This is a genomic window from Pseudescherichia sp. AS216 (assembly GCF_037152055.1).
In the GTDB taxonomy this organism is placed as follows: domain Bacteria; phylum Pseudomonadota; class Gammaproteobacteria; order Enterobacterales; family Enterobacteriaceae; genus Pseudescherichia.
On the sequence record NZ_JBBCMV010000002.1, the window covers coordinates 28,933 to 53,636 of the forward strand.

A 24,704-nucleotide genomic window follows, 5' to 3' on the forward strand; every position below is an offset into this window, starting at 1 on the left:
GCTTCGCCCTGTTGTGCCATTTTTCCCACAATGGCCGCGCGTTGTTTATCCCTCCCCTGAAACGCAAACATAAAGCCTCTCGACACGTCCAGAACAACCGGAGCCGGACAGATGGCAAAAAAATCAAAGCGTTTTCGTATTGGGGTGGAAGGTGCCACCACTGACGGGCGCGTCATTGAGCGCGTATGGCTGACCCAGATGGCGGAGAATTACAGCCAGCAGGTCTACACCGCTGTAGTCAATATGGAGCACATCAAGGGCTATACGCCTGACAGCTCTTTCCGCCGTTTCGGCATCGTGGAAGCGCTGGAAGCAGAGGAAATCAGTGAAGGCCCGCTGAAAGGCAAGATGGCGTTATACGCCTGGATTGTCCCGACCGACGAGCTGGTTTCCATGACCGCGAAGCTGCAGAAGCTCTTCACCTCAATGGAAGTAAACCCGAAATTTTCCGACACCGGGGAAGCCTATCTGGTCGGCCTGGCTGTCACTGACGATCCGGCCAGTCTTGGCACGGAAATGCTGCAGTTTAGCGCCAGCGCTGAGGCTAATCCGCTGGCACGTCGCAAACAAGACCGCGACAACCTCTTCACCGCTGCCGAAGAAACCCTCTTCGAATTTGAAGACCTGCCGGAAGAAAAGCCGGGCCTGTTCGCCAGCATCAAAGCGCTGCTTTCCCGTAAATCCGCTGACGACGACGCCCGCTTTGCTGACGTGCATCAGGCCGTTGAAGAGGTCGCGGGGGCACACCAGGCACTGTCTGAATCGGTGGCAGAAGTCGGCCAGCGCGTCGGCAATCTGAAAGATGATTTTTCACAGCGCCTGGATGCCATGCAGCAACAGCTGTCCACGGCAGAAACCGGGCTTTCCACCCTGCGCGAGCAGTTAGCCGGGGAAGATAGCCGCAGCGATCGCCGTCCGTTCTCTTCCGGCGGTAACGGCAGCTCAGAACAATTAACCACCTGCTGACGGAGCATAAAACCCGATGAAAAAGAAAACCCGCTTTGCCTTTAACGCTTACCTGCAGCAGCTGGCGAAGCTTAACGGAATCGACGTAAGCGATATTGGTTCTAAATACAACGCTGAGCCATCGGTCGCGCAGACGCTGGAAACTAAAATCCAGGAGTCGTCCGCGTTCCTGACGCGTATCAATATCGTGCCGGTGGATGAGCAGTCCGGTGAGCGTCTGGGTCTGGGCGTCGGCTCGACAGTGGCCGGAACCACGGATACCACCAAAAAAGAGCGTGAACCAACCGATCCGACCTATATCGACGGCGAAGGCTACAAGTGCACCCAGACTAACTTTGATACCGCGCTGGGCTATGAAAAGCTGGACCTGTGGGCAAAGTTTGAAGACTTCCAGATCCGCATCCGTGACGCGATTATCAAGCGCCAGGCGCTGGACCGCATCATGATCGGCTTTAACGGTGAGCGCCGGGAAAAGACCTCTGATCGCCTGACCTATCCACTGTTGCAGGACGTGAATATCGGCTGGCTGGAGAAAATCCGCCGTGAAGCGCCGGTGCGCGTACTGAGCCGGATTGTGGGCAGCGATGGCAGCGTTATTTCTCAGACGGTGCGGATCGGCAAGGGCGGCGATTTTAAAAACCTCGACGCACTGGTTATGGGCGCGGTCAGCGAGAAAATCGAGCCGTGGTACCAGGACGATACTGAGCTGGTCGTTATCTGTGGCCGTTCGCTGATGGCCGATAAATATTTCCCTATCGTCAACCGTGACCAGCCGAACAGCGAGGCGCTGGCCGCCGATCTGATTATCAGCCAGAAGCGTATCGGCGGCCTGCCCGCTGTGCAGGCTCCTTTCTTCCCGGCTAACGCCATCCTGATCACCCGTCTGGATAACCTGTCGATTTACTGGCAGGACGGAACGCGCCGCCGCGCGGTTATCGACAATCCGAAGCGCGATCGAATCGAGAACTTCGAATCTGTCAATGAGGCGTACGTGGTTGAGGATTATGACTGCGTGGCCCTGATTGAAAACATCGAGGTACTGGAAGCCGAAGACGCACCGGCGCAGCAGACTGCAGCGGCGGATATGTCAGATGAGCAGCTGGCGCGCATCGTGGCAATGGCGGCGACCGTCGTGCAGAGCATGAACGCATCGGCAGCACCGCAGACGGCTGAGAATCCGGCAGGCGGCGAGGCGTAATTATGAACCCATTCCGCGCACATACGCGCTTTGTCCAGGCACAGGAGGCCGCCCGTCCGGGCGGCAGTGTCGCCGGGGCCAGCGGCTATGAAAAAATGCTGATGCAGCTTGGCGAGCACATGCGCCGCCTGAAAACGGTACAGGGAACGGAACGCAAGATTGCCCTGAAACGTGAATTTCTGCCCGTCTATGACGCCTGGGTTGCCGGAGTGCTGAAAGCAGATTCCGCGCGCCAGGACGATGTGGCCATGTTCGTTCTTATCTGGCGTATCGATACCGGCAATTACACCGGTGCGCTGGAGATTGCCAGCCACGCCCTGCGGCATGGCTGGGTCCTGCCCCAGCGATTTAACCGCACCACGGCCACCGCGATTGCAGAAGAGTTTGCCGACGCCGCTATGCGGGCGTTTGCAGGCGGTGAAACGTTCAGCGCTGCCCTGTTGACGCAGGCGCTGGAGCTTGTTGAGTCGCACGACATGCCGGATCAGTCCCGTGCCCGGATTTACAAGGCGCTGGGGTTTGCCCTGCGTGACAACGATCAGGCCGTTGCGGCGCTGAATCATCTCAAGCGCGCCCTGCAGCTGGATATGAACTGCGGCGTGAAAACCGAAATTAAGCAGCTGGAAGCCCGGCTGAAAAAAGCCGTCAACGGCGGCTAACCGAACGTGCCCACGCGCGGGGCGGCACGGGGTGGCGACAGGCTATACGCCGCATCAAAACCCCGTCCACCGCCCACCCATCAGGGAGTAGTGAATGAACATGAAATTTGTTTCGCCGGAGCCGGTGAAAGAAAGCGCGCAGGACATTATCCAGAATACCTTTTTCTGGCCCGATCTCGATCTGGCTGAGTGCCGCCGTGAAATGCGCCTGGACGGAACGGTAACAACGGAGAGGCTGAGGCAGCAGGCACTGACCGCCGTTTCTGAGGTGAACGCGGAGCTGTTCAGTTTTCGTCAGAAACAAATGGACCGGGGCTGTGCTGTCCTGACTGATGTCCCGGCGGAAAAAATTGGTGGTGAAAGCGAGCGCGTGCAGCTGTACCGCCGCGCCGTCTGGTGCTGGACAAAGGCGCTGACGGTTGAGACGTACCGGGACTTTGACAGCACGGCGGAGGGGAACAAAAAGGCGGACGAAATGGAGAGCGGCCTGGGTGATTTGTGGCGGGATGCACGCTGGGCGATCGCCCGCCTGCAGGACCTGCCCCACATGACGGTGGAGCTTATCTGATGAAAGTCCGGGCGCAGCAGTATGACACGGTAGACGCAATTTGCTGGCGTCACTACGGGCGCACGCTGGGCATGACAGAAGCGGTGCTGGCCGCCAATCCGGGGCTGGCTGCTGTTGGCCCCATTCTGCCGCACGGTTTAGAGGTGGAGCTGCCTGAGCTGGTCAGCAGCTCCACGGCGCAGACCGTGCAGCTCTGGGAGTGAATATGACTATCGAACGGGTAACAGCAGCCCTGACCTACTGGATAGCGGTTTTCCTCGCCTGGATGGGTAACTGGGATATCCAGGATGTGGGAACCGTTTTCGGAATGGTGCTGGGTACGGGGGCGCTGGGGATCACATGGTATTACCGGCACCAGTCGTTCCAGTTGCTGAAAGCCGGAACTATCAGCCGGGAGGCTTATGAGCGCGTCAATCGTTAAGCGTTGCCTGATTGGTGTGGTGCTGGCGATCGCTGCCACGCTGCCACAGTTTGAGCTGCTGAAAACCTCCCCGCAGGGGCTGCAGCTGATTGCAGATTATGAGGGCTGTCGCCTGACACCGTACCAGTGCGACGCCGGGGTCTGGACTAACGGGATCGGGCATACCGCCGGAGTGGTGCCGGGTAAAACCATCAACGAGCATCAGGCGGCCAGCAACCTGATCGGCGACGTGCTCAATGTAGAGCGCAGGCTGGCAGCATGTGTGCCGGTAGCCATGCCGCAGCAGGTTTATGACAGCCTGGTGAGTCTTGCGTTTAACGTTGGCACAGGCGCGGTGTGTAAATCAACGATGGCGGCATTTATCAAACGCGGTCAATGGCTGCAGGCGTGCAAACAGCTTCCGCGCTGGGTGTACGTCAACGGGATAAAAAACAAAGGGCTTGAAAACCGCCGCGCGCGGGAACTGGCATGGTGTTTAAAAGGAGTCACGCAGTGAAAAACAAACTGATTGCATGGGTGATTGATGTTCTGTTTCTGGGGGCGCTGGCATGGGGAATTTTTCATCCCGGCAGCGTGGTGATGAGCGCGGCGGCCTGTTTCACATTTTTACTGTCGTTTCTCTCAGTCGGTCTGCTGATGCTCGGCCTTTTTGGCTACATCGTTTACGCGTTCTGTGAGCGGGGGGTAGTCAAACCCGGCAGCGAAGCGATGCCGCCAATTCTCTGCAAAATGTTCGGGCTGGGTAAGTCGCTGCCGGGATGGAAAACGGCCAGGTGGATTATCAGCTGCATTTTCATTGTCACAGCTCTGCTGTATTCCGGGTGGTTTGTCACTGCGGTCGTTTACCTGCTCTGTGTGGTACTGGTTCGCTGTATGCGCTGGATGCTGGCTGAGCTGCTGAAAGACTGGCTTGCAGGTGCGAAACCATGCCCCGCAGCGTAACGATCGTCGGTGTGTTGTTGCTGGCCCTGACGCTGTGGCTGGGCTGGCAGTTACGGGAGGCCCGGCGGGATATCGGCGACAGGGATCGCGATATTACCGGGCTGAATCAAAGCCTGGCTAACGCAAAGAGTCAGCTGGCTGCGGTTGACCTGATGGCCAGGGCAAACGACAGCTTTCAGCTGGCCTATCAGCAGGAACAGGACGCAATCACCCTCGCTGCAGTGGCGCGGGCTGAACAGATTAAGAGGCTGACCAATGAAAACCCTGACGTTAAAAAGTGGGCTGACACTCCTTTGCCTGCTGATGTTATCCGGCTGCAACAGCGCCCCGCAATTACCGGAGCGGCCGGTTATCGTGCTTTCCTGTCCGAAGGTGACGCGCTGCCAGCTGCCAGCAAGCGGGCCGACCAATAACGGCGAATTACTGGCGGCGAAAGAGGCGGCGGAAATGGGCTGGGCGCAGTGTGCGGCCAGGGTGGATATGATTGTTGACTGTCAGGAATACCATGAACAAACCCTCATCCCTGCGAACGGCGCTGAATAGCATTCCCTACCTGAGTGCCAACCCTGACGCGCTGCATCTGTTCGTTGACGACGGAAAAGTCATCAGCACAGCCGTGCCGGGGCTTGGCTGGGAATACCAGTACACCCTGAATATGGTCGTTACTGATTTTAGTGGCGATCAGAATCTGCTGACGGCTGTGGTGCTGCAGTGGTTGACGGAAAACCAGCCGGACGCCATGCAGAACCAGGAGCTGCGCGAAAGGCTGTTTCGTTTTGAGGTGGAAATCCTGAAAAACGATCTGGCCGATATCAGCATTTATCTGGCGCTGACGGAGCGTGTGCTGGTTACGGTCCGTGATGGTGTGGCAACGGTGGAGGCAGTGGCGGAGCCGGACGGACCGGCCAGCCACGATGAGCACTGGTTAGCACATTATGGCTGAGCTGAAACAGCTGGATAGCTGGCTGGAGACACTGATTAGCCAGCTGGGAACGGCGCAGCGGCGAAAGCTGATGCGTGATGTGGCCGTGCAGCTGCGGCAGCAACAGCAGCAGAATATTAAGCTGCAGCGCAACCCGGACGGCAGCGCGTACGAACCCCGAAAAGCGAAAGGACGGGCGAAGTCGGGCCGCATCCGTCGGCAGATGTTCAGCAAACTACGAACCGCCCGCTATCTCAAAACCCGGACCACTAACGACGCTGCAGAGGTGGCCTTTGAAGGCCGGGTTCAGCGTATAGCCCGCGTCCATCACTACGGCTTGCGCGATCGTGTCAGGAAGTACGGGCCGGAAGTCACTTATGCCCGCCGGGAGCTGCTCGGCATAACTGACGCATCTGAAGAGATAGTGCGCGATCTCATCATGGAACATCTGTCCCGCTGACCGCGCATTGTCTGGCGCATCGCACAACGCCCGCGACTCATCACCCGGCGGCAAAAATGGAAAACTGATCCCATGAAAAATCCCGAATTTAACCTTGCTGAGATGTACCGCCTGCTGCTGAACCTGGTCAGAACCGGGGTAGTGACCGAAGTGGATGCAGAAAACTGGCAGTGCCGGGTGCAGACCGGCGAACTGCAGACGACGTGGCTTAACTGGCTGACGATGCGCGCTGGCCGGTCCAGAACATGGTGGCGGCCGTCCGTGGGTGAGCAGGTTGTTTTGCTGTCCATCGGCGGCGATCTCACCACGGCGTTTGTGTTACCGGCGATTTACTCAAACGACAACCCGCCGCCTTCTGTATCTGAGGATGCACAGGTAACAACGTTCCCGGACGGCGGCTGGATTGAGTACGAGCCGGAAACCGGGCGCTACCTGCTAAAAGCTGGGGCAAAGATTGTGTTAGAAGCACCGGAAAGCATCCAGGCAAAAACGGGCGAGTTTGTCGTTGAAGCCGCCCGGACGCGTATCAACAGCGAGGTCGTGATCAACGGTGAGGTCACGCAGTCCGGCGGGGCAATGATTTCAAACGGCGTTGTAGTGCACAGCCACAAACACAACGGCGTTCAGAGTGGCGGCAGTTTAACGGGAGGGCCAGCTTGATGATGTATCTGGGTATGAACGCGCAGACAGGCGGCGCGCTGACGGACGTTGAGCACATCCGTCAGTCTGTGCGCGATATTCTGGTGACGCCGGTTGGTTCACGTCTGGCGCGCCGGGAATACGGCTCGCTGATGGCTGAACTGATAGACCAGCCGCAGAACGCCGTTACCCGGCTGCAGGTCATGGCGGCAACATACAGTGCCCTGTGCCGCTGGGAACCACGTATCAGGCTGACGGGCGTGACTACGGAAACGAGCATGGACGGCAAAATGGTTGTTAACCTGACGGGCTACCGTGCAGATAACGCCCCTCTCAGCCTTTCGGTAGACGTGGGGACAGTCGTATGAGTTCCGTCGATCTCTCCCAGCTTCCCGCCCCGGAAATTGTCGATGTACCGGATTTTGAAACCCTGCTGGCAGTGCGTAAGGCGGCTTTTGTCGCGCTTTATCCTTCTGACGAACAGGACGCGGCACGGCGCACGCTGGCGCTGGAATCCGATCCGGTGGTGAAGCTGCTGCAGGAAAATACCTACCGCGAAATCCTCTTACGCCATCGCATCAACGAGGCCGCCCAGGCTGTCATGGTGGCCTATGCACTCAGCAGCGATCTGGATCAGCTGGCTGCTAACTACGGCGTCGGGCGTCTGGTCGTCACGCCTGCCGATGATAACGCCGTGCCGCCGGTTGCGGCGGTGATGGAAACCGACGACGAGTTAAGGCTGCGCGTGCCGCAGGCATTTGAAGGCTTGTCTGTGGCCGGGCCTACAGCGGCTTATGAATTCCATGCACGCAGCGCAGACGGGCGTGTTGCTGATGTGTCGGCAACCAGTCCCGCCCCTGCAACAGTGGTGATAACGGTACTGAACCGCGACGGGAACGGCGCTGCACCTGCCGATCTGCTGGCCGTCGTGGATGCGGCGCTTAACGATGAAAGTATTCGCCCTCTGGCGGACCGCGTGACGGTGCAGAGTGCGGCGATCGTGCCCTATGAGATTAACGCCACGCTGTATTTCTATCCCGGACCGGAAGCGGAGCCAATCCTGGCCGCCGCCCGCACACGGCTTGAAACCTATATCGCCAGCCAGACACGGCTGGGACGTGATATCCGGCGCAGCGCCATTTATGGCGCGCTGCACGTTGAGGGTGTGCAGCGCGTGGAACTGGCAAGCCCGGCGCAGGATGTGGTGCTGGATAAAACCCAGGCCGCGTGGTGCGAAAGCTGGTCTGTGCTGAAAGGTGGTACGGATGAATAGCCTGTTACCGCCGGGATCGTCCGCACTGGAGCGCCGCCTTGCCGCCGCGTGCAGCGATATCACCGGGCTGAATGTGCCGCTGCGTGATCTGTGGAACCCCGCCACCTGCCCGGTGAAATTTTTGCCCTATCTGGCCTGGGCGTTCTCCGTTGACCGCTGGGACGAAAGCTGGGCGGAGGATGTGAAACGTCAGGTGGTCCGGGATGCATTTTTTATCCATCAGCATAAAGGGACCATCAGCGCCGTTCGTCGGGCTGTGCAGCCGTTTGGTTTCCTGATCAGGGTTATTGAGTGGTGGAAAACCGGAGACGTGCCCGGAACATTCCGGCTGGATGTGGGCGTACAGGACCAGGGCATAACGGAAGAAACCTATGCCGAACTGGAGCGCGTGATAAGTGACGCGAAACCGTGCAGCAGGCACATGCTGGGCATGAGTATCAACCTGCAGGTAAACGGGGCGATCAGTCAGGGGGCCGGATGTTATGTCGGTGAAACCCTGACAGTTTATCCGTACACGCCGGAAGCTATTGAGGTAGGCGGCGCAGTCCTGACGGGCGGTGCGGTCCATATTATTGACACTGTAAGGGTATAACATGGCGCAAAAATTCTTTGCCTACCTGACCACGCGCGGAGAAGCGAAGCTGGCGCAGGCTACGGCGCTGGGGGTTCAGCTGAAACTGACGCAGATGGGGGTTGGCGATGGTGGCGGTACGCTGCCCACGCCGTCCCCCTCACAGACAAAGCTGGTTAACGAGCGGCGACGTGCCGGGCTTAATTCGCTGACGGTCGACCCGCAAAACCTGAGCCAGATTATTGCAGAGCAGGTGATCCCGGAAAACGAGGGGGGTTGGTGGATACGTGAAATCGGACTGTATGACGATGCGGGGGAAATGATTGCCGTTGCCAACTGTGCCGAAACTTATAAGCCGCTACTGGCTGAGGGGTCGGGACGGACGCAGGTTATCCGTATGGTGCTGATCGTCAGCAGCACAGAGGCCGTGACGCTGAAAATCGATCCGTCGGTTATTCTGGCAACCCGGAAATATGTCGACGACGCGATGATAGTTGTCAGCAATGCACTGGCGGGTAAGCAGCCGCTCAATGACACGTTAACGGCGCTTTCAGGTAAGGATGTTAACGGGATCATGGAATGGCTCTCCGCGCTGGCCGGTGATTATGCATCAGCAGCAGGGTTTGAGGCGGGTCGAAAGGAATACCCGTATATCCGGCAGAGCCCTACAAATGAGATCGTCAGGCTGGCAACGCGTGATTATGTCAGTCAGGCAGTCAGTCAGGCTATCTCGTCTCTCGTTGCGTCATCACCGGCGGCGCTGGACACGCTGAAAGAACTGGCTGATGCGCTGGGGAACGATCCGAGTTTTGCAGCGAACATGGTCAAAGCCCTTGCAGGCAAGCAGCCACTGGATGCAACCCTGTCGGCGCTGGCGGGTAAAAATATTGCCGGTCTTGTGGCTTACCTGTCTGTTTTGACCGCCGATTATGCGTCCGCAGCGGGATTTGAGGCGGGCCGTGCAGATACGCCCTATATGCGTCACAGCCCGTCAAGTCAGGTCATCAGGCTGGCAACCCGTGATTACGTCAGTCAGGCAGTCAGTCAGGCTATCTCGTCTCTCATTGCGTCATCACCGGCGGCGCTGGACACGCTGAAAGAACTGGCTGATGCGTTGGGGAACGATCCGAGTTTTGCGGCAAACATGATTAACGCCCTTGCGGGCAAGCAGCCGCTTGATGCCACCCTGACAGCGCTGGCGGGTCGAAGCGTCGCCGGACTGCATTCCTATCTTGGACTGGGTGAGGCGGCAAAGCGTGCTGTTGGTGCTGGCGCAGGGCAGATACCTGATATGTCCTATTTTGCATCCGATCTGCGCTCGACCGGACTTATGCGCCTGCCGGGCGGGCTGATCTGGCAGTGGGGCAGCGCCATTCCCGGCGCTGGCGGGGTGGTAACGGTGAATTACCCTGTGGCGTATTCCCAGCGGCCATTCAACATTGGGTTTGGATACAGGCAAAGCACCGAACCCAGCGCAATGCAGAGCATTATTCTGGATGACCGTATTGTTAATAATATCGGCTTCCAGGTTAAATCTTTTCAGTTTCAGGATGCACAGGTGAGCGCCGGAGCCAGCGCCTTTTTCTGGAGTTCCATAGGGGTATGACAATGTTTTACAGTGCAACCACTAACGCGTTTTATCTGCCTGAAAAAGAGGCTGACTACAAAGCGCAAAATGTATGGCCATTCGACGCTATTCCGGTTTCTGATGAAGTTGTCAGTGAATTTATAGCAGAGCCGCCTGCGGGGCAGTTACGCATCGCCGGAGATGATGGAATGCCATGCTGGGCTGATATTCCGCCGCTGACGCAGGCAGAATTACAGGCAGTGGCTGAGGACGAACGCCAGTGGCGTATCTCCGCCGCAAATGGCTATATCAACAGCCAGCAGTGGCCGTCAAAGCTGACACTACAACGGCTCTCTGCGGCAGAGAAGGCGACGTTTACCGCCTGGCTGGATTATCTGGACGCGCTTACCGCTATCGACACGGCAACCGCGCCGGATATTGAATGGCCGGAGAAACCGCAATAAAACCAACCCCGCGCTGCGGGGTTTTTACTGCCCTGATACCGGCACGCACGGTTAGTTGTGACCGTGCTGGCCATCAACAGCAGCACGGTCAGAAGTGACCTTGCTCGATACGCTCTCCCCTCCTGCCTCTCTTCCTCCTGTTGTGCTAAAGACCATACAACCCGCACCAACTGACCTGACCGCGTGATGCCTGCAACATGGTCCTGACCCATTCTCTGGAGAAACTATATGGCTCAGGATTCATATCACCACGGCGTCCGCGTGCAGGAGATTAACGAAGGCACGCGCACGATCAGCACCGTTAGTACGGCCATCGTCGGGATGGTCTGTACGGCTGACGATGCCGACGCCGCCGCGTTCCCGCTGAATAAGCCCGTTTTGCTGACTGACGTACTGACGGCAAGCGGCAAGGCAGGCGAAAGCGGCACGCTGGCCCGCGCACTGGATGCTATCGGCGATCAGGCAAAGCCGGTTACGGTTGTTGTCCGCGTCCCGCAGGGCGAAACCGAAGCAGAAACCACCTCTAACATTATCGGCGGCGTGACCGCAGAGGGCCGCCGCACCGGCATGAAAGCCCTTCTTGCTGCACAAAGCCAGCTTGGCGTTAAGCCCCGCATTCTCGGCGTGCCGGGCCATGACACCAAAGCTGTCGCCACGGAGCTGCTGAGCGTGGCGCAGTCCCTTCGCGGCTTTGCCTACCTCACTGCATACGGCTGCAAAACCATCGAAGAGGCGATTGCCTATCGCGCCAATTTCAGCCAGCGCGAGGGAATGCTGATCTGGCCTGATTTTGTCAGCTGGGATACAACCACGAACGCAGAGGCGACGGCATACGCCACCGCGCGCGCCCTCGGCCTGCGCGCCAAAATCGACAACGACACGGGCTGGCACAAATCCCTGTCTAACGTTGGCGTAAATGGCGTGACGGGTCTTTCTGCGGACGTGTTCTGGGATCTGCAGGATCCGGCAACCGATGCGGGCCTGCTGAACCAGAACGATATCACCACACTGATCCGCCGTGATGGTTTCCGCTTCTGGGGTTCCCGCTGTCTGAGCGACGATCCGCTGTTCGCGTTTGAGAACTACACCCGCACAGCCCAGGTGCTGATGGACACAATGGCAGAAGGCCAGATGTGGGCGGTAGATAAGCCGCTTACGCCTTCACTGGCCCGCGACATTATCGAAGGTATCCGCGCCAAAATTCGCAACCTGGTGAATCAGGGGTATCTGCTTGGCGGCGATTGCTGGCTGGATGATTCGGTCAACGATAAAGATACCCTCAAGGCCGGTCAGCTGATGCTGGACTACGACTACACGCCAGTCCCGCCGCTGGAAAACCTGATGCTGCGCCAGCGCATCACCGATCGTTATCTGATGGACTTTTCAAGCCAGGTAAAAGGCTAAGGGGAAAAAATGGCACTGCCACGCAAACTTAAATACCTGAACCTGTTTAACGACGGGGAAAACTACATGGGTCTTGTGGAGTCCCTGACCCTGCCGAAATTCACGCAGAAGTTTGAAAAATACCGTGGCGGCGGTATGCCGGGCGCGGTCGATGTCAGCATGGGCCTGGACGATGGCGCGCTGGATACTGAATTTGAGATCGGAGGCACTGAGGCCCTGCTCTTTAAGCAGCTGAAAGCAACCACTGTCGACGGCGTGCAGCTGCGCTTTGCTGAGTCCATCCAGCGCGATGATACCGGTGAAGTGCAGGCGGTGGAGCTGGTTGTGCGTGGCCGCCACAAGGAACTGGATTCTGGCACGCATAAGCAGGGCGACAGCAGCACCACAAAAGTGTCCAGCACCAACAGTTACGCGAAGCTGACCATCAACGGCGAAGTCATCTATGAAGTGGACCTGGTGAATATGGTCTGGATTGTTGACGGTGTGGATCTGATGGAAGCGCACCGCGCCGCCATCGGCCTGTAATTTATGGCGCGGCTCGCCGCGCCTTCTCTCTTCACTCATTTTTAACGCGGACTCATCATGAAAAACGAAAAAAACGAACTGCCGGAAAACGCACTGCCTGAAATTAAAAACGAAGCCACCGTAACGCTGGATGCGCCGGTTGTGCGCGGCAAGTCGGAAATTACAGAAATCGTTGTGCGTAAGCCTAATTCCGGGGCGCTGCGTGGCGCACGCCTCCAGGCGCTGATGGATATGGATGTGGATTCGATGATGCTGGTACTTCCCCGCGTCACCACCCCGGCGCTGACCCGTGCAGAGGTAATGATGCTGGAGCCGGGCGACCTGTTTCAGCTGTCACTGGAGCTGGTCAGTTTTTTGTTGCCGAAGTCGGCAATGTCAGCTTTCCAGCAGAGCTGATTGTTGAAGACCTGGTGGCGGACATCGCCACCGTGTTTCACTGGCCACCCTCCGCCACGGCTGACATGACGCTTACTGAGGTTCTGGAGTGGCGGCACAAAGCCATTTTGAGAAGCGGAGCCTCCGATGAGTGATCGTAACCTGCGCCTGCAGGTTGTTTTAAACGCGGTGGACAAGCTCACCCGTCCTTTCAAACAGGCGCGCGCCAGCACTCAGGAGCTGGCCGCCGCCGTCAAAAAATCCCGCGACGCCCTCAAACAGATTAACCAGACCAGCTCGCAGCTGGACGGATACCGCAAGCTGCAGGCAGAAAGCCAGAAGCTGGGCGACCGGCTGAGCTATGCCCGTCAGCGTGCCAGTATGCTGAGCAATGAGCTGGGACAGATGGGGCCGCCGTCACAGCGGCAGATTGTGGCGCTGGAACGCCAGCGGCTGGCAGTCCAGCGGCTTGAGGAACGCCACGGCAGGCTACAGCAAAAAGCCGGGCAGGTTCGCGCAGAACTGTACCGGGTCGGGATATCCGCTAACGACGGGGCCAGCGCCACGGCACGTATCACCCGCGAAACCGAAAAATACAATCGCCAGCTGGCTGATCAGGAAGCCCGGCTGCGGCGTGTTGGTGAGCAGCAGAGGAAGATGAACGCTGCCCGCGAGCAGTACAGCAAAACGCTGGAAGTGCGCGACAGGGTAGCGGGTGCAGGTGCTGCAATGACCGCTGTAGGGGTGGGCATGGGTGCGCCGGTTGTGGCGGCGGTTAAAAGCTATGCCAGCCTGGAAGATGCCATGAAAGGCGTAGCGAAGCAGGTTAACGGGCTGCGCGACGATAACGGCAACCGCACCGCTCATTTTTACGAGCTGCAGGCCGCCATTAAAACGGCCAGTGAGCAACTACCGCTGCAGAACGGGGCCGTCGATTATGCCGCCCTGGTTGAAGGCGGCGCACGCATGGGGGTCGGTGAAAACGCCAAAACATGGGCAGAGCTGAAAAAAGAGCTGCTTGATTTTGCATCCGTGTCGGCAAAGGCTGCAACCGCGTTTGAGCTGCCGGCTGATCAGCTGGCTGAGGATTTAGGGAAAATTGCCGGGCTGTATAAGGTCCCGACCAGCGAGATTGAGCGTCTGGGCGATGTGATCAACTACCTCGACGATAACGCCAAATCAAAAGGCGCGGACATTATCAACGTGATGCAACGCATGGGGGGCGTTGCCGACAAACTCGACTTCCGCAAAGCTGCAGCTCTGGGTTCCACGTTCCTGACCCTGGGCGCAGCGCCGGAGGTCGCCGCCAGTGCATCCAATGCGATGGTGCGCGAACTGTCGATTGCCAGTATGCAGAGCGATCGCTTTATGGACGGCATGGACGCGCTGAAGCTAAAGCCTGCGCAGCTTGAAAAAGATATGGTAAGAGACAGCATGGGGACCATTGCTCGCGTACTGGAAATGGTTAACCGCCTTCCAGAAGAAAGGCGAATGAATGTCCTGACGCAGCTGTTTGGTAAGGAATTTGGCGATGATGCTGGAAAGCTGGCAAACAATATGGGGGAACTGTACCGCCAGTTAGGGCTGGTTAAAGGCGCTGCATCAATCGGGTCAATGCAGAAAGAATCCGATATCAACAAAGACAGCCTGTCAGCGCAATGGATGCTTTCAAAGGCCGGAACCAGTAACGTTTTAAGCGGTCTGGGGGAAAGTTTACGCCCGCCATTAATGGAAATAATGAGTGATATCCGTCAGGTGACTGGTGTAGTGCGGCGGTGGGTTGAGGAAAATCCTGAGTTGGCAGGAACCCTGATTAAAGTGACCGCCGGGGTTGCTGCTGTGGCGGTGGTGCTGGGTACGCTGATGGTCGCCGTGGCGGCAATTATTGGGCCTCTGGCCGTGGTTCGCCTCAGCATGAGCACGCTGGGAATTCGTGTTCTGCCGGGTCTGCTCAGCTCTGCGCAGGGTCTGGGTAACGGTCTGCTGTGGCTGGCTAAATCGCCTCTCACATTGCTCTCAGGCGGATTTGCGCGTAACGCCAGCGCCTCGCGTGCGCTGTCAGGTCCAATTTCCTCGCTGGGATCGTCTCTGTCCATCATGGGGAACGCTGCGTCCCGCGTGGTTTCCGGGCCGCTGGCGCTGCTGCGTGGTGGGATGTGGGCCATGCTCAATCCGCTGGCCGCCGGTCGGGCTGCGTTAAGCGGGCTGGGCCGCTCTTTGTTGTGGCTGGTCATGTCACCGCTGGCGCTGCTCCGCACCGGGTTAATGTTTATTTCCGGGGCGCTGACCGTGCTGTTAAGTCCGATCGGGCTGGTTGTGGCCGCGCTGGCCGGGGTGGCGATGGTTGTCTGGAAATACTGGGAGCCAATTAAGGCGTTTCTGGGTGGCGTGGTTGAAGGCTTTAAAGCTGCAGCCGCACCGATTAGCGCGGCCTTTGAGCCGCTGCGGCCAGTGTTCCAGTGGATAGGCGATAAGGTGCAGGCACTGTGGGGCTGGTTTAATGACCTTCTGACGCCGGTTAAATCAACATCACAGGAGTTACAGAGTGCTGCGGGTATGGGGCGGCAGTTTGGTGAGGCCCTGGCTGACGGTCTGAATATGGTTATGCATCCTCTGGAAACGCTGAAATCCGGCATTTCGTGGTTACTGGAAAAGCTGGGGATTGTCAGCCAGGAGGCGGCAAAAGCGAAGTTGCCCGAGCAGATTACCCGGCAGCAGCCCGCCACGGTAAGCAGTGATGGCCGGGTTACTCTTCCCGCCGGAGGTTCACCGTATGCCGGTTACGGAATGCCGGGGTTTGCAGGGTTCCATGATAATGGTGGCGTGATCCCTCGCGGCCAGTGGGGCGTGGTGGGTGAGAATGGCCCGGAGATCGTAAACGGACCCGCCAGTATAACCAGCCGCCGCCGGACTGCATCGCTGGCTGCTGCAGCTGCGTTTGCTTTCAGCAGCGTTTCACAACCAACTGCTGCGGCCATGCCGAAACCGCTGCACCCGTTCAGCCTTCCCGCCGTGGAATACCGGGAGGAAATGCCGCGCCGTGCGTCTGCGCCTGTGATCACTCAGCCCGTCAGTATTCACGCGCCAATCAGTATTTATGCCCAGCCAGGGCAAAGCGCTAACGACATAGCCCGCGAGGTGGCGCGGCAACTTGATGAACGTGAACGCCGGGCCGGTGCGCGCACGCGGAGTAATTTTTCAGACAGGGGAGACTTCGAATGATGATGGTGCTGGGGTTATTCGTTTTCGCACTGAAAACTATTCCGTATCAGGAGCTGCAGCTACAGCGCCAGTGGCGTCACGCCAGTAACAGCCGGGTTAACGCCCGGCCAGTGCTGCAGTTTGTGGGACCTGATACGGACACTATCACGCTGAACGGTACGCTGATGCCTGCCATTACTGGCGGCAATCTCTCGATGCTGACGCTGGATCAGATGGCGGAGACAGGTAAGGCATGGCCACTTATTGAGGGCAGCGGCACGATTTACGGCATGTTTGTTATAGAGAGCATCAACCAGACTAAACGCGAATTATTCAGTGATGGCGCGGCGCGACAGATTGAATTCACTATCACCCTTAAACGGGTGGATGAGTCGCTGAATAACATGCTGGGCGATCTGTCGGGGCAGCTTACCCAGCTTAAGGATTCTGCAATCTCGATGGCCGGAGGGTTATTGTCATGACAGGTATCTCATGGATGGAAGGAACCGGACTGATACCGGCTTTCCGCGTCACGCTCGAAAATAAGGACATAACAACCACGATTGAGCCACGGCTGATATCGCTGACGCACACGGACAATCGGGGGTTTGAGGCTGACCAGCTGGATATGGAGCTGGATGATGCTGACGGACTGTTGATGATGCCGCGCCGCGGTGCGGTGCTGTCACTGGCGATCGGCTGGCAGGGAGAACCGCTCTATGTGAAGGGAAAATTTACGGTAGACGAAATTGAGCACTCAGGTGCGCCGGACAGGCTAACTATCCGTGCGCGGTCGGCTGACTTCCGCAACACACTGAACATCAAGCGTGAAAAATCATGGCATAACACCACTGTCGGGGCGGTCATCAGCGAGATGGCCGCCAGGCACAAGCTGCAGCAGGCAATTGGCGAAGATATGGCAAAGCAGCCGCTGGACCATATCGATCAGACCAATGAGTCTGACGGGTCGTTTCTGATGAGGCTGGCCCGCCAGTATGGCGCTATCGCGTCAGTAAAAAACGGCAACCTCATGTTTATTCGCCAGGGTCAGGGCATGACGGCCAGCGGCAAGCTGCTGCCTGTTATGACGATCACCCGTTCAAGCGGTGATGGCCACCGGTTCAGCATGGCCGATCGCGGAGCCTATACGGGTGTGGTTGCCAGCTGGCTGCATACCAAAGAGCCAAAGAAAAAGCAGGAGGTAAAAGTAAAACGCCGCCGTCGTCGTAAAGCAGCTGCGAAACCAACTAAGGCCCCGGAGCCTAAGCAGGGTGAATATCTGATCGGCACCGATGAGAACGTAAAGGTTCTGAGCCGTACCTATGCCAACAAAGCAAATGCCGAACGGGCCGCCAAAATGACATGGGAGCGTATACAGCGCGGGGCGGCAACGTTTTCTATCAACCTGGCTAAGGGGCGCGGCGATCTGTTCCCGGAGCTGCCGGTAAGGGTCAGCGGATTTAAGGGACCGATAGACGAGGCAGACTGGACGATTACAACTGTGACCAACACTATTGGGGAGGGCGGCTTCACAACATCGCTGGAACTGGAAGTAAAAATCGCAGATTTGGATATGGAATAGCGAGGCGGCAGTTTAAAAATGAAACAAAAAAGGATAACATATCTTGCAAATTTAAGACGAGGCCTACAGAAAATGATGAATTGTCCGCTATGCGGTAGCGCTGCCCATACCCGAAGCTCGTTCCAGGTCTCAAAAACAACGAAAGAACGTTACAACCAATGCCGGAATATTGAATGTAGCCACACGTTTGTAACGCATGAAACGTTTGTCAGGTCGATAACGTGTCCAGGGGTGGTAGTGGCCGCCCCGCCCCACCCTGCTACGGGCGGGCAAAGCCACATGAATTTTTGAATCAGCCCACCTTATGGTGGGCTTTTTTATGGGCAAAAATGGTCACTGTCCATTATTTGGTGGGCATTTGGTGGACACAAGGCCAAAAAAAAGGGGCTGGAAAACTCCAACCCCTTGATTCTACAAGACTAATTCGGATGTCGCGACAGCGAACCTTAGTTCAGACGCTCTTTGATACGAGCAGACTTACCGGTACGCTCACGCAGGTAGTACAGTTTAGCTTTACGTACAGCACCACGACGTTTAACAGCAATGCTGTCAACTACCGGAGAGTGAGTCTGGAAGACACGCTCAACGCCTTCGCCGTTGGAAATTTTGCGAACAGTGAATGCAGAGTGCAGACCGCGGTTACGAATAGCGATAACCACGCCCTCGAATGCCTGCAGACGTTTTTTGGAACCTTCAACAACCCATACTTTCACTTCCACGGTATCACCCGGACGGAAGGAAGGTACGTCCTGCTTCATCTGCTCTTGTTCAATTTGCTTAATGATGTTGCTCATAATTTAATCTCTTATCCTGGGTAAACTGATATTTGGAGGCTTACGCCATCCCATCATGTATTTGCTGCTGTTGTGCGTGCTCTTTTCGGAACTCCGCCAGCAGCTTTGCTTGCTCTTCAGTCAGAGCCAGGTTTTCCAGAAGTTCAGGTCTTCTAAGCCAGGTGCGGCCCAGCGACTGTTTCAGACGCCAGCGACGTATCTCGGCATGGTTACCCGACAGCAGAACCGCCGGCACCTCCATGCCTTCTAACACCTCAGGACGGGTATAGTGTGGGCAGTCCAGCAACCCATCGGCAAAGGAATCTTCCGTTGCCGAAGCCTCATGCCCCAGTACGCCTGGAATAAACCGGGCAACCGAGTCAATCAGCGTCATTGCTGGTAACTCACCACCGCTGAGCACGTAATCGCCGATAGACCACTCTTCGTCGACTTCGGTTTGGATCACACGCTCATCGACCCCTTCGTAGCGCCCGCACACCAGAATCATTTTCTGATTCGTTGCCAGTTCGCTCACGCCCGCTTGATCAAGCTTGCGTCCCTGAGGTGACAGATAGATCACCTTTGCGCCCTCACCCGCCGCGGCTTTCGCTGCGTGGATGGCATCCCGCAAGGGTTGAACCATCATCAGCATCCCCGGTCCGCCGCCGTAAGGACGATCGTCCACGGTACGGTGCCGGTCATGAGCGAAGTCACGTGGACTCCAGCTCTGGATGCTCAGCAGGCCATTTTTAACGGCCCGGCCAGTTACCCCGTAATCGGTAATGGCGCGAAACATGTCAGGAAACAGGCTAACTATACCAATGAACACAAGCCAATCCCCATCGTGCCGTGCCTACCGTTTATCCGGAGGTTTAAAAACCAGGATCCCAATCTACTTCGATTGTGCGAGTAGTGAGATCGACATTCTTGATAACCTGTCCATCGAGGAACGGAACCAGCCGCTCCTTGATACCAAACGCATCTTTCAGGTTTGCCTTAATGACGAGAACGTCATTTGACCCGGTTTCCATCATGTCGATGACTTTCCCCAGGGCGTAGCCTTCTGTGGTCACTACCTGGCAACCCATAAGGTCTTTCCAGTAGTAGTCACCCTCAGTAAGCGGCGGCAACTGCGACGAATCCACGACAATTTCACAATTAGTCAGCGCATTCGCGGCATCACGGTCATCAATGCCTTTCAGCTTAATGACAATGTCCTGATTGTGGTGACGCCAGCTTTCCAGCTCGACCATCTGCCACTTACCGGCCTTCTGGATAAACCAGGGCTGGTAATCAAAAATGCTTTCAGCGTCTTCAGTGGAGGAAAACACTCTGAGCCAACCACGGATCCCGTAGCAAGAACCCATTTTTCCCAATACGATCGGTTCAACAGGTACTTTAATGCTCATCATGACCACCGTGACAGATTAAGCTGCTTTGTTTGCTTCTTTGATCAGCGTAGCAACGCGATCGGAAACGGTAGCGCCCTGGCCAACCCAGTGAGCGATGCGATCCAGATCCAGGCGGGTGCCTTCTTCTTTTTCGCTAGCGATTGGGTTGAAGAAACCAACGCGCTCAATGAAGCGACCGTTGCGTGCATTACGGCTGTCAGTAACAACAACCTGGTAGAACGGACGCTTTTTAGCGCCGTGACGAGCTAAACGAATAGTTACCATAACATCCTCTTGTGTGAATAAAACAACAGGCCCCGTCGAGGAACGGAGCCCGGTGTCATATTAAAAGCCCGAAAATTTTACTCGTTTCGGGGCAAAAAGCAATCTCTAAAGCGACTAACGCTTTGGAAAACCGGCTGGCGGCATCATGCCCTTCATGCTGCGCATCATTTTTGCCATCCCGCCTTTCTTCATCTTTTTCATCATGCGCTGCATGTCATCGAACTGCTTCAGCAGACGGTTTACGTCCTGCACCTGCATGCCGCAGCCCGCCGCGATGCGACGCTTGCGCGAGCCTTTGATGATGTCCGGGTTGGCGCGCTCTTTCAGCGTCATTGAGTTGATGATAGCTTCCATCCGCACCAGAACCTTGTCATCCATCTGGGATTTCACGTTGTCCGGCAGCTGGCCCATGCCCGGCAGCTTGCCCATCAGGCTGGCCATGCCGCCCATGTTTTTCATCTGCTTGAGCTGCTCAAGGAAGTCGGTGAGGTCAAAGCCGTCGCCTTTCTTCAGCTTGTTCGCCAGCTTCTCTGCCTGAGCGCGGTCTACCTTGCTCTCGATATCTTCGATCAGCGACAGCACGTCGCCCATGCCGAGGATACGGGAGGCGATACGATCCGGGTGGAACGGCTCCAGCGCTTCGGTTTTTTCACCCACGCCGAGGAACTTGATCGGCTTGCCGGTGATATGGCGAATAGAGAGGGCTGCACCGCCGCGGGCGTCGCCGTCAACCTTGGTCAGTACCACGCCAGTCAGCGGCAGCGCTTCGTTGAACGCCTTCGCCGTATTGGCGGCGTCCTGGCCGGTCATGGCATCAACCACGAACAGCGTCTCTACCGGGTTAATGGCGGCATGGACGTGTTTGATCTCGTCCATCATCGCTTCGTCAACGTGCAGACGACCGGCGGTATCCACCAGCAGCACGTCGTAGAACTTCAGCTTCGCCTCTTTCAGCGCCGCGTTAACGATATCAACCGGCTTCTGGGCAACGTCGGAAGGGAAGAAATCGACGCCGACCTGCTGGGCCAGAGTCTCAAGCTGCTTGATCGCCGCCGGGCGATAGACGTCGGCGGAAACCACCAGCACTTTCTTCTTGTGCTTCTCGCGCAGGAACTTACCCAGCTTACCTACGCTGGTGGTTTTACCCGCACCCTGCAGGCCTGCCATCAGCACTACCGCAGGCGGCTGTGCGGCCAGGTTAAGCACCTGGTTCTCTTCGCCCATCGCTGCAACCAGCTCGCCGCGCACGATTTTGACGAACTCCTGACCCGGGGTCAGGCTCTTATTCACTTCATGTCCAACCGATTTTTCTTTTACGCGGTTAATGAACTCGCGTACAACCGGCAGGGCGACGTCCGCTTCCAGCAGTGCCATTCGCACTTCGCGCAGCGTCTCTTTGATGTTCTCTTCGGTGAGGCGTCCACGGCCACTGATATTGCGCAACGTGCGCGACAAACGATCGGTTAAATTATCAAACATTGTCTTTCACCTGGGGTGGAAACGGTGGCCGCCTGAGCGACACATAAATACGATTTTGCGGCAGTATAACAGAAGCCGCTGTTGTTGTGATGTAGGGGTTGTGATGTCAGGGGTGTGATGCAACGGTTGGAGGCAAGGTCACGTAACGCTATACTGCCTCTCTTCTATCTACTGCAACTGTCGACATTACTATGCCCGTTTTTGCCCTGCTTGCGCTTATTGCTTACTCCGTCAGCCTTGCGCTGATTATTCCCGGCCTGCTGCAAAAAAACAGCGGCTGGCGGCGGATGGCTATCATCTCCGCGGTCATTGCCCTGGTAAGCCATGCGCTGGCGCTGGAGGCGCGCATTTTTCCCGACGGCGATACGGGACAAAACCTGAGCCTGCTCAACGTCGGCTCGCTGGTCAGCCTGATGATCTGTACGGTGATGACCATCGTGGCGTCAAAGAATCGCGGCTGGCTGCTGCTGCCTATCGTCTACGCCTTCGCGCTGATCAACCTGGCTTTCGCCACCTTTGTGCCTAATGCGTTCATCACCCACCTCGAAGCGACGCCGGGAATGATGGTGCACATTGGCCTGTCGCTGTTTGCCTATGCGACGCTGATCATTGCCGCCATGTATGCCCTGCAGCTGGCGTGGATCGACTACCAGCTAAAGAACAAGCGTCTGGCCTTTAGCAGCGAAATGCCGCCGCTGATGAGCATCGAGCGTAAGATGTTTCACATCACCCAGATCGGTGTGGTGCTGCTGACCCTGACGCTCTGCACCGGCCTGTTCTACATGCGCAACCTGTTCACCATGGAGAACATTGATAAAGCGGTGCTCTCTATCATTGCCTGGTTTGTCTATATCGTTCTGCTGTGGGGACACTATCATAAAGGGTGGCGCGGCCGCCCGGTGGTCTGGTTTAACGTGGCGGGCGCTGGTCTTCTCACGCTGGCCTACTTCGGTAGTCGCGTTGTTCAGCATTTTGCTGGTTAAGCACAAACGTAAAGTACGTAAGGAACTCTCTTGGAACACATCTCCACCACCACGCTGATTATCACGCTGATCGTCATGGTGGTGATCTCCGCCTACTTCTCCGGCTCCGAAACCGGCATGATGACGCTGAACCGCTACCGGCTGCGTCACATGGCGAAGCAAGGCAACCGCGCAGCAAAGCGCGTAGAAAAATTACTGCGTAAACCTGACCGTCTCATCAGCCTGGTGCTGATCGGCAATAACCTGGTTAACATCCTCGCCTCCGCACTCGGCACCATCGTCGGCATGCGTCTCTACGGCAACGCCGGGGTGGCGATTGCCACCGGGGTACTGACCTTTGTGGTACTGGTCTTTGCCGAGGTGCTGCCGAAAACCATCGCCGCGCTCTACCCGGAAAAGGTCGCCTTCCCCAGCAGCGTTCTGCTCGGGCCGCTGCAGATCGTCATGATGCCGCTGGTGTGGCTGCTCAATACCGTCACCCGTCTGCTGATGCGGATGGTGGGCATCAAGGCCGACGTCGTGGTGAGCAGCGCGCTGAGCAAAGAGGAGCTGCGCACCATTGTGCATGAATCCCGCTCGCAGATGTCGCGGCGGAATCAGGACATGCTGCTGTCGGTGCTGGATCTGGAGAAGGTCACCGTTAACGACATCATGGTGCCGCGCAATGAGATTGTCGGCATCGACATCAACGACGACTGGAAGTCCATTGTTCGCCAGCTGACCCACTCTCCGCACGGACGCATCGTGCTCTACCGCGAATCGCTGGACGACACCATCAGCATGCTGCGGGTGCGCGAAGCCTACCGCCTGATGACCGAGAAGCAGGAGTTTACCAAAGAGATGCTGCTGCGGGCGGCGGATGAGATCTACTATATCCCTGAAGGCACGCCTCTCAACGTCCAGCTGGTGAAATTCCAGCGTAACAAGAAAAAGGTTGGCCTGGTGGTCGACGAGTACGGTGACGTGCAGGGTCTGCTGACGGTGGAGGATATTCTCGAAGAGATCGTCGGTGACTTTACCACCTCAATGTCCCCTACCCTCGCGGAAGAGGTCACCCCGCAGAACGACGGGTCGGTGATCATTGACGGCACGGCCAACGTGCGGGAGCTCAATAAAGCCTTCAACTGGCAGCTGCCGGAAGAAGAAGCACGCACCATCAACGGCATGCTGCTGGAGGCGTTAGAGGAGATCCCTGCGGCGGGAACGCGGGTACGTATTGCCCAGTACGATATCGATATTCTCGACGTGCAGGACAACATGATTAAGCAGGTGAAGGTGCTGCCGGTTAAACCGCTGCGGGAGAGCGTGACCGAATAAAAGATGTAGGCCGCAGAAATTGCAGGCCGGGCAAACGCAGTGCCGCCCGGCATAGCAGCCTCAGCACAGTAAAGCCCGGTGGCGCTTCGCTTACCGGGCCTACAAATTACACTGTGCTTACTGTTGTGCTGATTAGGCCTTCGCTTTCGCGACGGTGACCATCGCGGCGCGCAGGGTGCGGCCGTTCAGGGTGTAGCCTTTCTGCATCACGGCCAGCACGTTGCCTGCTGAGACCTCTTCAGATTCAACCATGGCAATCGCCTGGTGAACGTTCGGATCCAGCGGCACGTTGGTATCGGCCACCACCTCAACGCCGAACTTGCGCACGACATCCAGCATCGACTTCATGGTCAGCTCGATACCTTCCACCATCGGTGCCAGCTCTGGGTTAGCTTTATCCGCCACTTCCAGCGCGCGATCCAGGCTGTCGATCACCGGCAGCAGCTCATTGATAAACTTCTCCAGCGCAAACTTGTGCGCCTTCTCAATGTCCAGCTCGGTACGGCGACGCAGGTTTTCCATCTCGGCTTTGATACGCAGGACACCGTCACGCTCGCGATTCTGCGCCTCGACTAACTGCGCTTCGAGGTTCGCAATTTTTTCATCGCGCGGATCCACCTGCTCAACAGAAGCGTCAGACTCTACTGCCTCAACCTCTTCATGCTGCTCCGTGATAATTTCTTCCGGGGCTTGCCCCTCAGGCGTTTTCTGTTCTTTACTACTCATGAATTTCTCCGCG

Annotated in this window: 34 protein-coding genes; 28 read left to right on the forward strand and 6 right to left on the reverse strand. The window is 57.1% G+C overall.

The features are described from left to right. Positions 1–111 precede the first annotated feature (111 nt). The 26 genes from WFN61_RS05650 (at position 112) to WFN61_RS05775 (ending at position 18,028) form a co-directional block, all read left to right on the forward strand. Entirely contained in the window at positions 112–966 is an 855-nt protein-coding gene (locus WFN61_RS05650) for a GPO family capsid scaffolding protein (protein ID WP_337038153.1), read from the forward strand. Positions 967–982: 16 nt separating this feature from the next. After that, entirely contained in the window at positions 983–2,164 is a 1,182-nt protein-coding gene (locus tag WFN61_RS05655) for a phage major capsid protein, P2 family (protein WP_337038155.1), read from the forward strand. A gap of 2 nt (positions 2,165–2,166) precedes the next feature. Continuing rightward, entirely contained in the window at positions 2,167–2,823 is a 657-nt protein-coding gene (gpM, locus tag WFN61_RS05660; protein ID WP_337038158.1) for a phage terminase small subunit, read from the forward strand. Between the two features lie 100 nt (positions 2,824–2,923). Continuing rightward, positions 2,924–3,391 (forward strand): head completion/stabilization protein, encoded by a 468-nt coding sequence (locus tag WFN61_RS05665; RefSeq protein ID WP_337038572.1) that lies wholly within the window; start codon positions 2,924–2,926, stop codon positions 3,389–3,391. Next, complete coding sequence (locus WFN61_RS05670; protein WP_337038162.1) at positions 3,391–3,594, forward strand: tail protein X; 204 nt, start codon at positions 3,391–3,393, stop codon at positions 3,592–3,594. Before WFN61_RS05665 ends, WFN61_RS05670 begins: the two co-directional genes overlap by 1 nt. 2 nt (positions 3,595–3,596) lie before the next feature. Further along, positions 3,597–3,812, forward strand: coding sequence for a hypothetical protein (locus WFN61_RS05675; RefSeq protein WP_337038163.1), 216 nt, complete (start codon positions 3,597–3,599; stop codon positions 3,810–3,812). Continuing rightward, positions 3,793–4,308, forward strand: coding sequence for a lysozyme (locus tag WFN61_RS05680; protein WP_337038165.1), 516 nt, complete (start codon positions 3,793–3,795; stop codon positions 4,306–4,308). The genes WFN61_RS05675 and WFN61_RS05680 overlap by 20 nt, the downstream gene beginning before the upstream one ends. Next, positions 4,305–4,754, forward strand: coding sequence for a DNZ54_00345 family protein (locus WFN61_RS05685; RefSeq protein WP_337038167.1), 450 nt, complete (start codon positions 4,305–4,307; stop codon positions 4,752–4,754). The genes WFN61_RS05680 and WFN61_RS05685 overlap by 4 nt, the downstream gene beginning before the upstream one ends. Beyond that, positions 4,739–5,167, forward strand: a complete 429-nt coding sequence (gene lysB, locus WFN61_RS05690; RefSeq protein WP_337038169.1) for an Rz-like lysis system protein LysB — start codon at positions 4,739–4,741, stop codon at positions 5,165–5,167. The genes WFN61_RS05685 and lysB overlap by 16 nt, the downstream gene beginning before the upstream one ends. Further along, on the forward strand, positions 5,058–5,297 hold the full coding sequence (gene lysC / locus WFN61_RS05695; RefSeq protein WP_337038171.1) for an Rz1-like lysis system protein LysC: 240 nt from the start codon (positions 5,058–5,060) through the stop codon (positions 5,295–5,297). The genes lysB and lysC overlap by 110 nt, the downstream gene beginning before the upstream one ends. Then, a complete protein-coding gene (locus WFN61_RS05700) occupies positions 5,260–5,697 on the forward strand; it encodes a phage tail protein (RefSeq protein WP_337038174.1) in 438 nt (145 codons plus the stop codon). Before lysC ends, WFN61_RS05700 begins: the two co-directional genes overlap by 38 nt. Next, a complete protein-coding gene (locus WFN61_RS05705) occupies positions 5,690–6,136 on the forward strand; it encodes a phage virion morphogenesis protein (protein WP_337038176.1) in 447 nt (148 codons plus the stop codon). Before WFN61_RS05700 ends, WFN61_RS05705 begins: the two co-directional genes overlap by 8 nt. A 72-nt stretch (positions 6,137–6,208) precedes the next feature. After that, on the forward strand, positions 6,209–6,796 hold the full coding sequence (locus tag WFN61_RS05710) for a phage baseplate assembly protein V (protein ID WP_337038180.1): 588 nt from the start codon (positions 6,209–6,211) through the stop codon (positions 6,794–6,796). Next, complete coding sequence (locus WFN61_RS05715) at positions 6,793–7,143, forward strand: GPW/gp25 family protein (RefSeq protein WP_337038183.1); 351 nt, start codon at positions 6,793–6,795, stop codon at positions 7,141–7,143. The genes WFN61_RS05710 and WFN61_RS05715 overlap by 4 nt, the downstream gene beginning before the upstream one ends. Further along, on the forward strand, positions 7,140–8,048 hold the full coding sequence (locus WFN61_RS05720; protein ID WP_337038186.1) for a baseplate assembly protein: 909 nt from the start codon (positions 7,140–7,142) through the stop codon (positions 8,046–8,048). The genes WFN61_RS05715 and WFN61_RS05720 overlap by 4 nt, the downstream gene beginning before the upstream one ends. Further along, positions 8,041–8,640 carry a phage tail protein I gene (locus tag WFN61_RS05725; protein WP_337038189.1) on the forward strand — a complete coding sequence of 200 codons (600 nt, stop codon included), beginning with the start codon at positions 8,041–8,043 and terminating at the stop codon, positions 8,638–8,640. The genes WFN61_RS05720 and WFN61_RS05725 overlap by 8 nt, the downstream gene beginning before the upstream one ends. A 1-nt stretch (position 8,641) precedes the next feature. After that, positions 8,642–10,225 carry a phage tail protein gene (locus WFN61_RS05730; protein ID WP_337038192.1) on the forward strand — a complete coding sequence of 528 codons (1,584 nt, stop codon included), beginning with the start codon at positions 8,642–8,644 and terminating at the stop codon, positions 10,223–10,225. Positions 10,226–10,227: 2 nt separating this feature from the next. Next, on the forward strand, positions 10,228–10,650 hold the full coding sequence (locus WFN61_RS05735) for a tail fiber assembly protein (protein WP_436880854.1): 423 nt from the start codon (positions 10,228–10,230) through the stop codon (positions 10,648–10,650). A gap of 228 nt (positions 10,651–10,878) precedes the next feature. After that, positions 10,879–12,054 carry a phage tail sheath protein gene (locus WFN61_RS05740; protein WP_337038196.1) on the forward strand — a complete coding sequence of 392 codons (1,176 nt, stop codon included), beginning with the start codon at positions 10,879–10,881 and terminating at the stop codon, positions 12,052–12,054. Between the two features lie 9 nt (positions 12,055–12,063). Then, positions 12,064–12,579, forward strand: a complete 516-nt coding sequence (locus WFN61_RS05745) for a phage major tail tube protein (RefSeq protein WP_337038199.1) — start codon at positions 12,064–12,066, stop codon at positions 12,577–12,579. A 57-nt stretch (positions 12,580–12,636) separates the two neighbouring features. Then, positions 12,637–12,975, forward strand: a complete 339-nt coding sequence (locus WFN61_RS05750; protein ID WP_337038202.1) for a phage tail assembly protein — start codon at positions 12,637–12,639, stop codon at positions 12,973–12,975. Between the two features lie 14 nt (positions 12,976–12,989). Further along, the gene (locus tag WFN61_RS05755) at positions 12,990–13,109 is read left to right on the forward strand and encodes a GpE family phage tail protein (protein WP_336855504.1); all 120 of its coding nucleotides are present in this window, start codon (positions 12,990–12,992) and stop codon (positions 13,107–13,109) included. Continuing rightward, a complete protein-coding gene (locus tag WFN61_RS05760) occupies positions 13,102–16,176 on the forward strand; it encodes a phage tail tape measure protein (RefSeq protein ID WP_337038205.1) in 3,075 nt (1,024 codons plus the stop codon). The genes WFN61_RS05755 and WFN61_RS05760 overlap by 8 nt, the downstream gene beginning before the upstream one ends. After that, a complete protein-coding gene (locus tag WFN61_RS05765; protein WP_337038207.1) occupies positions 16,173–16,637 on the forward strand; it encodes a phage tail protein in 465 nt (154 codons plus the stop codon). Before WFN61_RS05760 ends, WFN61_RS05765 begins: the two co-directional genes overlap by 4 nt. Further along, entirely contained in the window at positions 16,634–17,737 is a 1,104-nt protein-coding gene (locus WFN61_RS05770; RefSeq protein WP_337038210.1) for a phage late control D family protein, read from the forward strand. The genes WFN61_RS05765 and WFN61_RS05770 overlap by 4 nt, the downstream gene beginning before the upstream one ends. Positions 17,738–17,809: 72 nt before the next feature. Beyond that, positions 17,810–18,028 carry an ogr/Delta-like zinc finger family protein gene (locus tag WFN61_RS05775; protein ID WP_337038573.1) on the forward strand — a complete coding sequence of 73 codons (219 nt, stop codon included), beginning with the start codon at positions 17,810–17,812 and terminating at the stop codon, positions 18,026–18,028. Positions 18,029–18,183: 155 nt separating this feature from the next. Here the strand turns inward: WFN61_RS05775 and rplS are convergent, their stop codons facing one another. The 5 genes from rplS to ffh all read right to left on the reverse strand — a co-directional run bounded on the left by rplS (position 18,184) and on the right by ffh (position 21,665). Then, the gene (rplS, locus tag WFN61_RS05780; RefSeq protein WP_006178051.1) at positions 18,184–18,531 is read right to left on the reverse strand and encodes a 50S ribosomal protein L19; all 348 of its coding nucleotides are present in this window, start codon (positions 18,529–18,531) and stop codon (positions 18,184–18,186) included. A gap of 40 nt (positions 18,532–18,571) precedes the next feature. After that, positions 18,572–19,339 carry a tRNA (guanosine(37)-N1)-methyltransferase TrmD gene (trmD, locus tag WFN61_RS05785; protein ID WP_042387508.1) on the reverse strand — a complete coding sequence of 256 codons (768 nt, stop codon included), beginning with the start codon at positions 19,337–19,339 and terminating at the stop codon, positions 18,572–18,574. A 43-nt stretch (positions 19,340–19,382) separates the two neighbouring features. After that, the gene (rimM, locus tag WFN61_RS05790; protein ID WP_144817896.1) at positions 19,383–19,922 is read right to left on the reverse strand and encodes a ribosome maturation factor RimM; all 540 of its coding nucleotides are present in this window, start codon (positions 19,920–19,922) and stop codon (positions 19,383–19,385) included. Between the two features lie 15 nt (positions 19,923–19,937). Further along, positions 19,938–20,186 carry a 30S ribosomal protein S16 gene (gene rpsP, locus WFN61_RS05795; RefSeq protein ID WP_042387512.1) on the reverse strand — a complete coding sequence of 83 codons (249 nt, stop codon included), beginning with the start codon at positions 20,184–20,186 and terminating at the stop codon, positions 19,938–19,940. A gap of 114 nt (positions 20,187–20,300) precedes the next feature. Beyond that, positions 20,301–21,665, reverse strand: coding sequence for a signal recognition particle protein (gene ffh / locus WFN61_RS05800; protein WP_144817895.1), 1,365 nt, complete (start codon positions 21,663–21,665; stop codon positions 20,301–20,303). A 191-nt stretch (positions 21,666–21,856) separates the two neighbouring features. Here ffh and WFN61_RS05805 point away from each other — a divergent pair, with 191 nt between their 5' ends. Continuing rightward, complete coding sequence (locus tag WFN61_RS05805; protein WP_144817894.1) at positions 21,857–22,648, forward strand: cytochrome C assembly family protein; 792 nt, start codon at positions 21,857–21,859, stop codon at positions 22,646–22,648. Between the two features lie 30 nt (positions 22,649–22,678). Then, complete coding sequence (locus tag WFN61_RS05810) at positions 22,679–23,965, forward strand: HlyC/CorC family transporter (protein WP_144817893.1); 1,287 nt, start codon at positions 22,679–22,681, stop codon at positions 23,963–23,965. Positions 23,966–24,097: 132 nt separating this feature from the next. Here WFN61_RS05810 and grpE read toward each other — a convergent pair whose 3' ends face one another. Beyond that, the gene (grpE, locus tag WFN61_RS05815) at positions 24,098–24,691 is read right to left on the reverse strand and encodes a nucleotide exchange factor GrpE (RefSeq protein ID WP_144817892.1); all 594 of its coding nucleotides are present in this window, start codon (positions 24,689–24,691) and stop codon (positions 24,098–24,100) included. Positions 24,692–24,704 lie beyond the last annotated feature (13 nt).

Bases quoted from the DNA above. Each gene is read 5' to 3' on its own strand.
- WFN61_RS05765 (WP_337038207.1), top strand. From the start codon at position 16,173: ATGATGATGGTGCTGGGGTTATTCGTTTTCGCACTGAAAACTATTCCG.
- WFN61_RS05680 (WP_337038165.1), top strand. From the start codon at position 3,793: ATGAGCGCGTCAATCGTTAAGCGTTGCCTGATTGGTGTGGTGCTGGCG.
- WFN61_RS05675 (WP_337038163.1), top strand. From the start codon at position 3,597: ATGACTATCGAACGGGTAACAGCAGCCCTGACCTACTGGATAGCGGTT.
- WFN61_RS05770 (WP_337038210.1), top strand. From the start codon at position 16,634: ATGACAGGTATCTCATGGATGGAAGGAACCGGACTGATACCGGCTTTC.
- WFN61_RS05740 (WP_337038196.1), top strand. From the start codon at position 10,879: ATGGCTCAGGATTCATATCACCACGGCGTCCGCGTGCAGGAGATTAAC.
- lysC (WP_337038171.1), top strand. From the start codon at position 5,058: ATGTTATCCGGCTGCAACAGCGCCCCGCAATTACCGGAGCGGCCGGTT.
- WFN61_RS05705 (WP_337038176.1), top strand. From the start codon at position 5,690: ATGGCTGAGCTGAAACAGCTGGATAGCTGGCTGGAGACACTGATTAGC.
- WFN61_RS05700 (WP_337038174.1), top strand. From the start codon at position 5,260: ATGAACAAACCCTCATCCCTGCGAACGGCGCTGAATAGCATTCCCTAC.
- WFN61_RS05710 (WP_337038180.1), top strand. From the start codon at position 6,209: ATGAAAAATCCCGAATTTAACCTTGCTGAGATGTACCGCCTGCTGCTG.
- WFN61_RS05730 (WP_337038192.1), top strand. From the start codon at position 8,642: ATGGCGCAAAAATTCTTTGCCTACCTGACCACGCGCGGAGAAGCGAAG.
- grpE (WP_144817892.1), bottom strand. From the start codon at position 24,691: ATGAGTAGTAAAGAACAGAAAACGCCTGAGGGGCAAGCCCCGGAAGAA.
- WFN61_RS05775 (WP_337038573.1), top strand. From the start codon at position 17,810: ATGATGAATTGTCCGCTATGCGGTAGCGCTGCCCATACCCGAAGCTCG.
- rimM (WP_144817896.1), bottom strand. From the start codon at position 19,922: ATGATGAGCATTAAAGTACCTGTTGAACCGATCGTATTGGGAAAAATG.
- gpM (WP_337038158.1), top strand. From the start codon at position 2,167: ATGAACCCATTCCGCGCACATACGCGCTTTGTCCAGGCACAGGAGGCC.
- WFN61_RS05670 (WP_337038162.1), top strand. From the start codon at position 3,391: ATGAAAGTCCGGGCGCAGCAGTATGACACGGTAGACGCAATTTGCTGG.
- WFN61_RS05725 (WP_337038189.1), top strand. From the start codon at position 8,041: ATGAATAGCCTGTTACCGCCGGGATCGTCCGCACTGGAGCGCCGCCTT.
- WFN61_RS05745 (WP_337038199.1), top strand. From the start codon at position 12,064: ATGGCACTGCCACGCAAACTTAAATACCTGAACCTGTTTAACGACGGG.
- WFN61_RS05735 (WP_436880854.1), top strand. From the start codon at position 10,228: ATGTTTTACAGTGCAACCACTAACGCGTTTTATCTGCCTGAAAAAGAG.
- WFN61_RS05760 (WP_337038205.1), top strand. From the start codon at position 13,102: ATGAGTGATCGTAACCTGCGCCTGCAGGTTGTTTTAAACGCGGTGGAC.
- lysB (WP_337038169.1), top strand. From the start codon at position 4,739: ATGCCCCGCAGCGTAACGATCGTCGGTGTGTTGTTGCTGGCCCTGACG.
- WFN61_RS05650 (WP_337038153.1), top strand. From the start codon at position 112: ATGGCAAAAAAATCAAAGCGTTTTCGTATTGGGGTGGAAGGTGCCACC.
- rplS (WP_006178051.1), bottom strand. From the start codon at position 18,531: ATGAGCAACATCATTAAGCAAATTGAACAAGAGCAGATGAAGCAGGAC.
- WFN61_RS05665 (WP_337038572.1), top strand. From the start codon at position 2,924: ATGAAATTTGTTTCGCCGGAGCCGGTGAAAGAAAGCGCGCAGGACATT.
- ffh (WP_144817895.1), bottom strand. From the start codon at position 21,665: ATGTTTGATAATTTAACCGATCGTTTGTCGCGCACGTTGCGCAATATC.
- WFN61_RS05805 (WP_144817894.1), top strand. From the start codon at position 21,857: ATGCCCGTTTTTGCCCTGCTTGCGCTTATTGCTTACTCCGTCAGCCTT.
- WFN61_RS05720 (WP_337038186.1), top strand. From the start codon at position 7,140: ATGAGTTCCGTCGATCTCTCCCAGCTTCCCGCCCCGGAAATTGTCGAT.
- WFN61_RS05655 (WP_337038155.1), top strand. From the start codon at position 983: ATGAAAAAGAAAACCCGCTTTGCCTTTAACGCTTACCTGCAGCAGCTG.
- rpsP (WP_042387512.1), bottom strand. From the start codon at position 20,186: ATGGTAACTATTCGTTTAGCTCGTCACGGCGCTAAAAAGCGTCCGTTC.
- WFN61_RS05750 (WP_337038202.1), top strand. From the start codon at position 12,637: ATGAAAAACGAAAAAAACGAACTGCCGGAAAACGCACTGCCTGAAATT.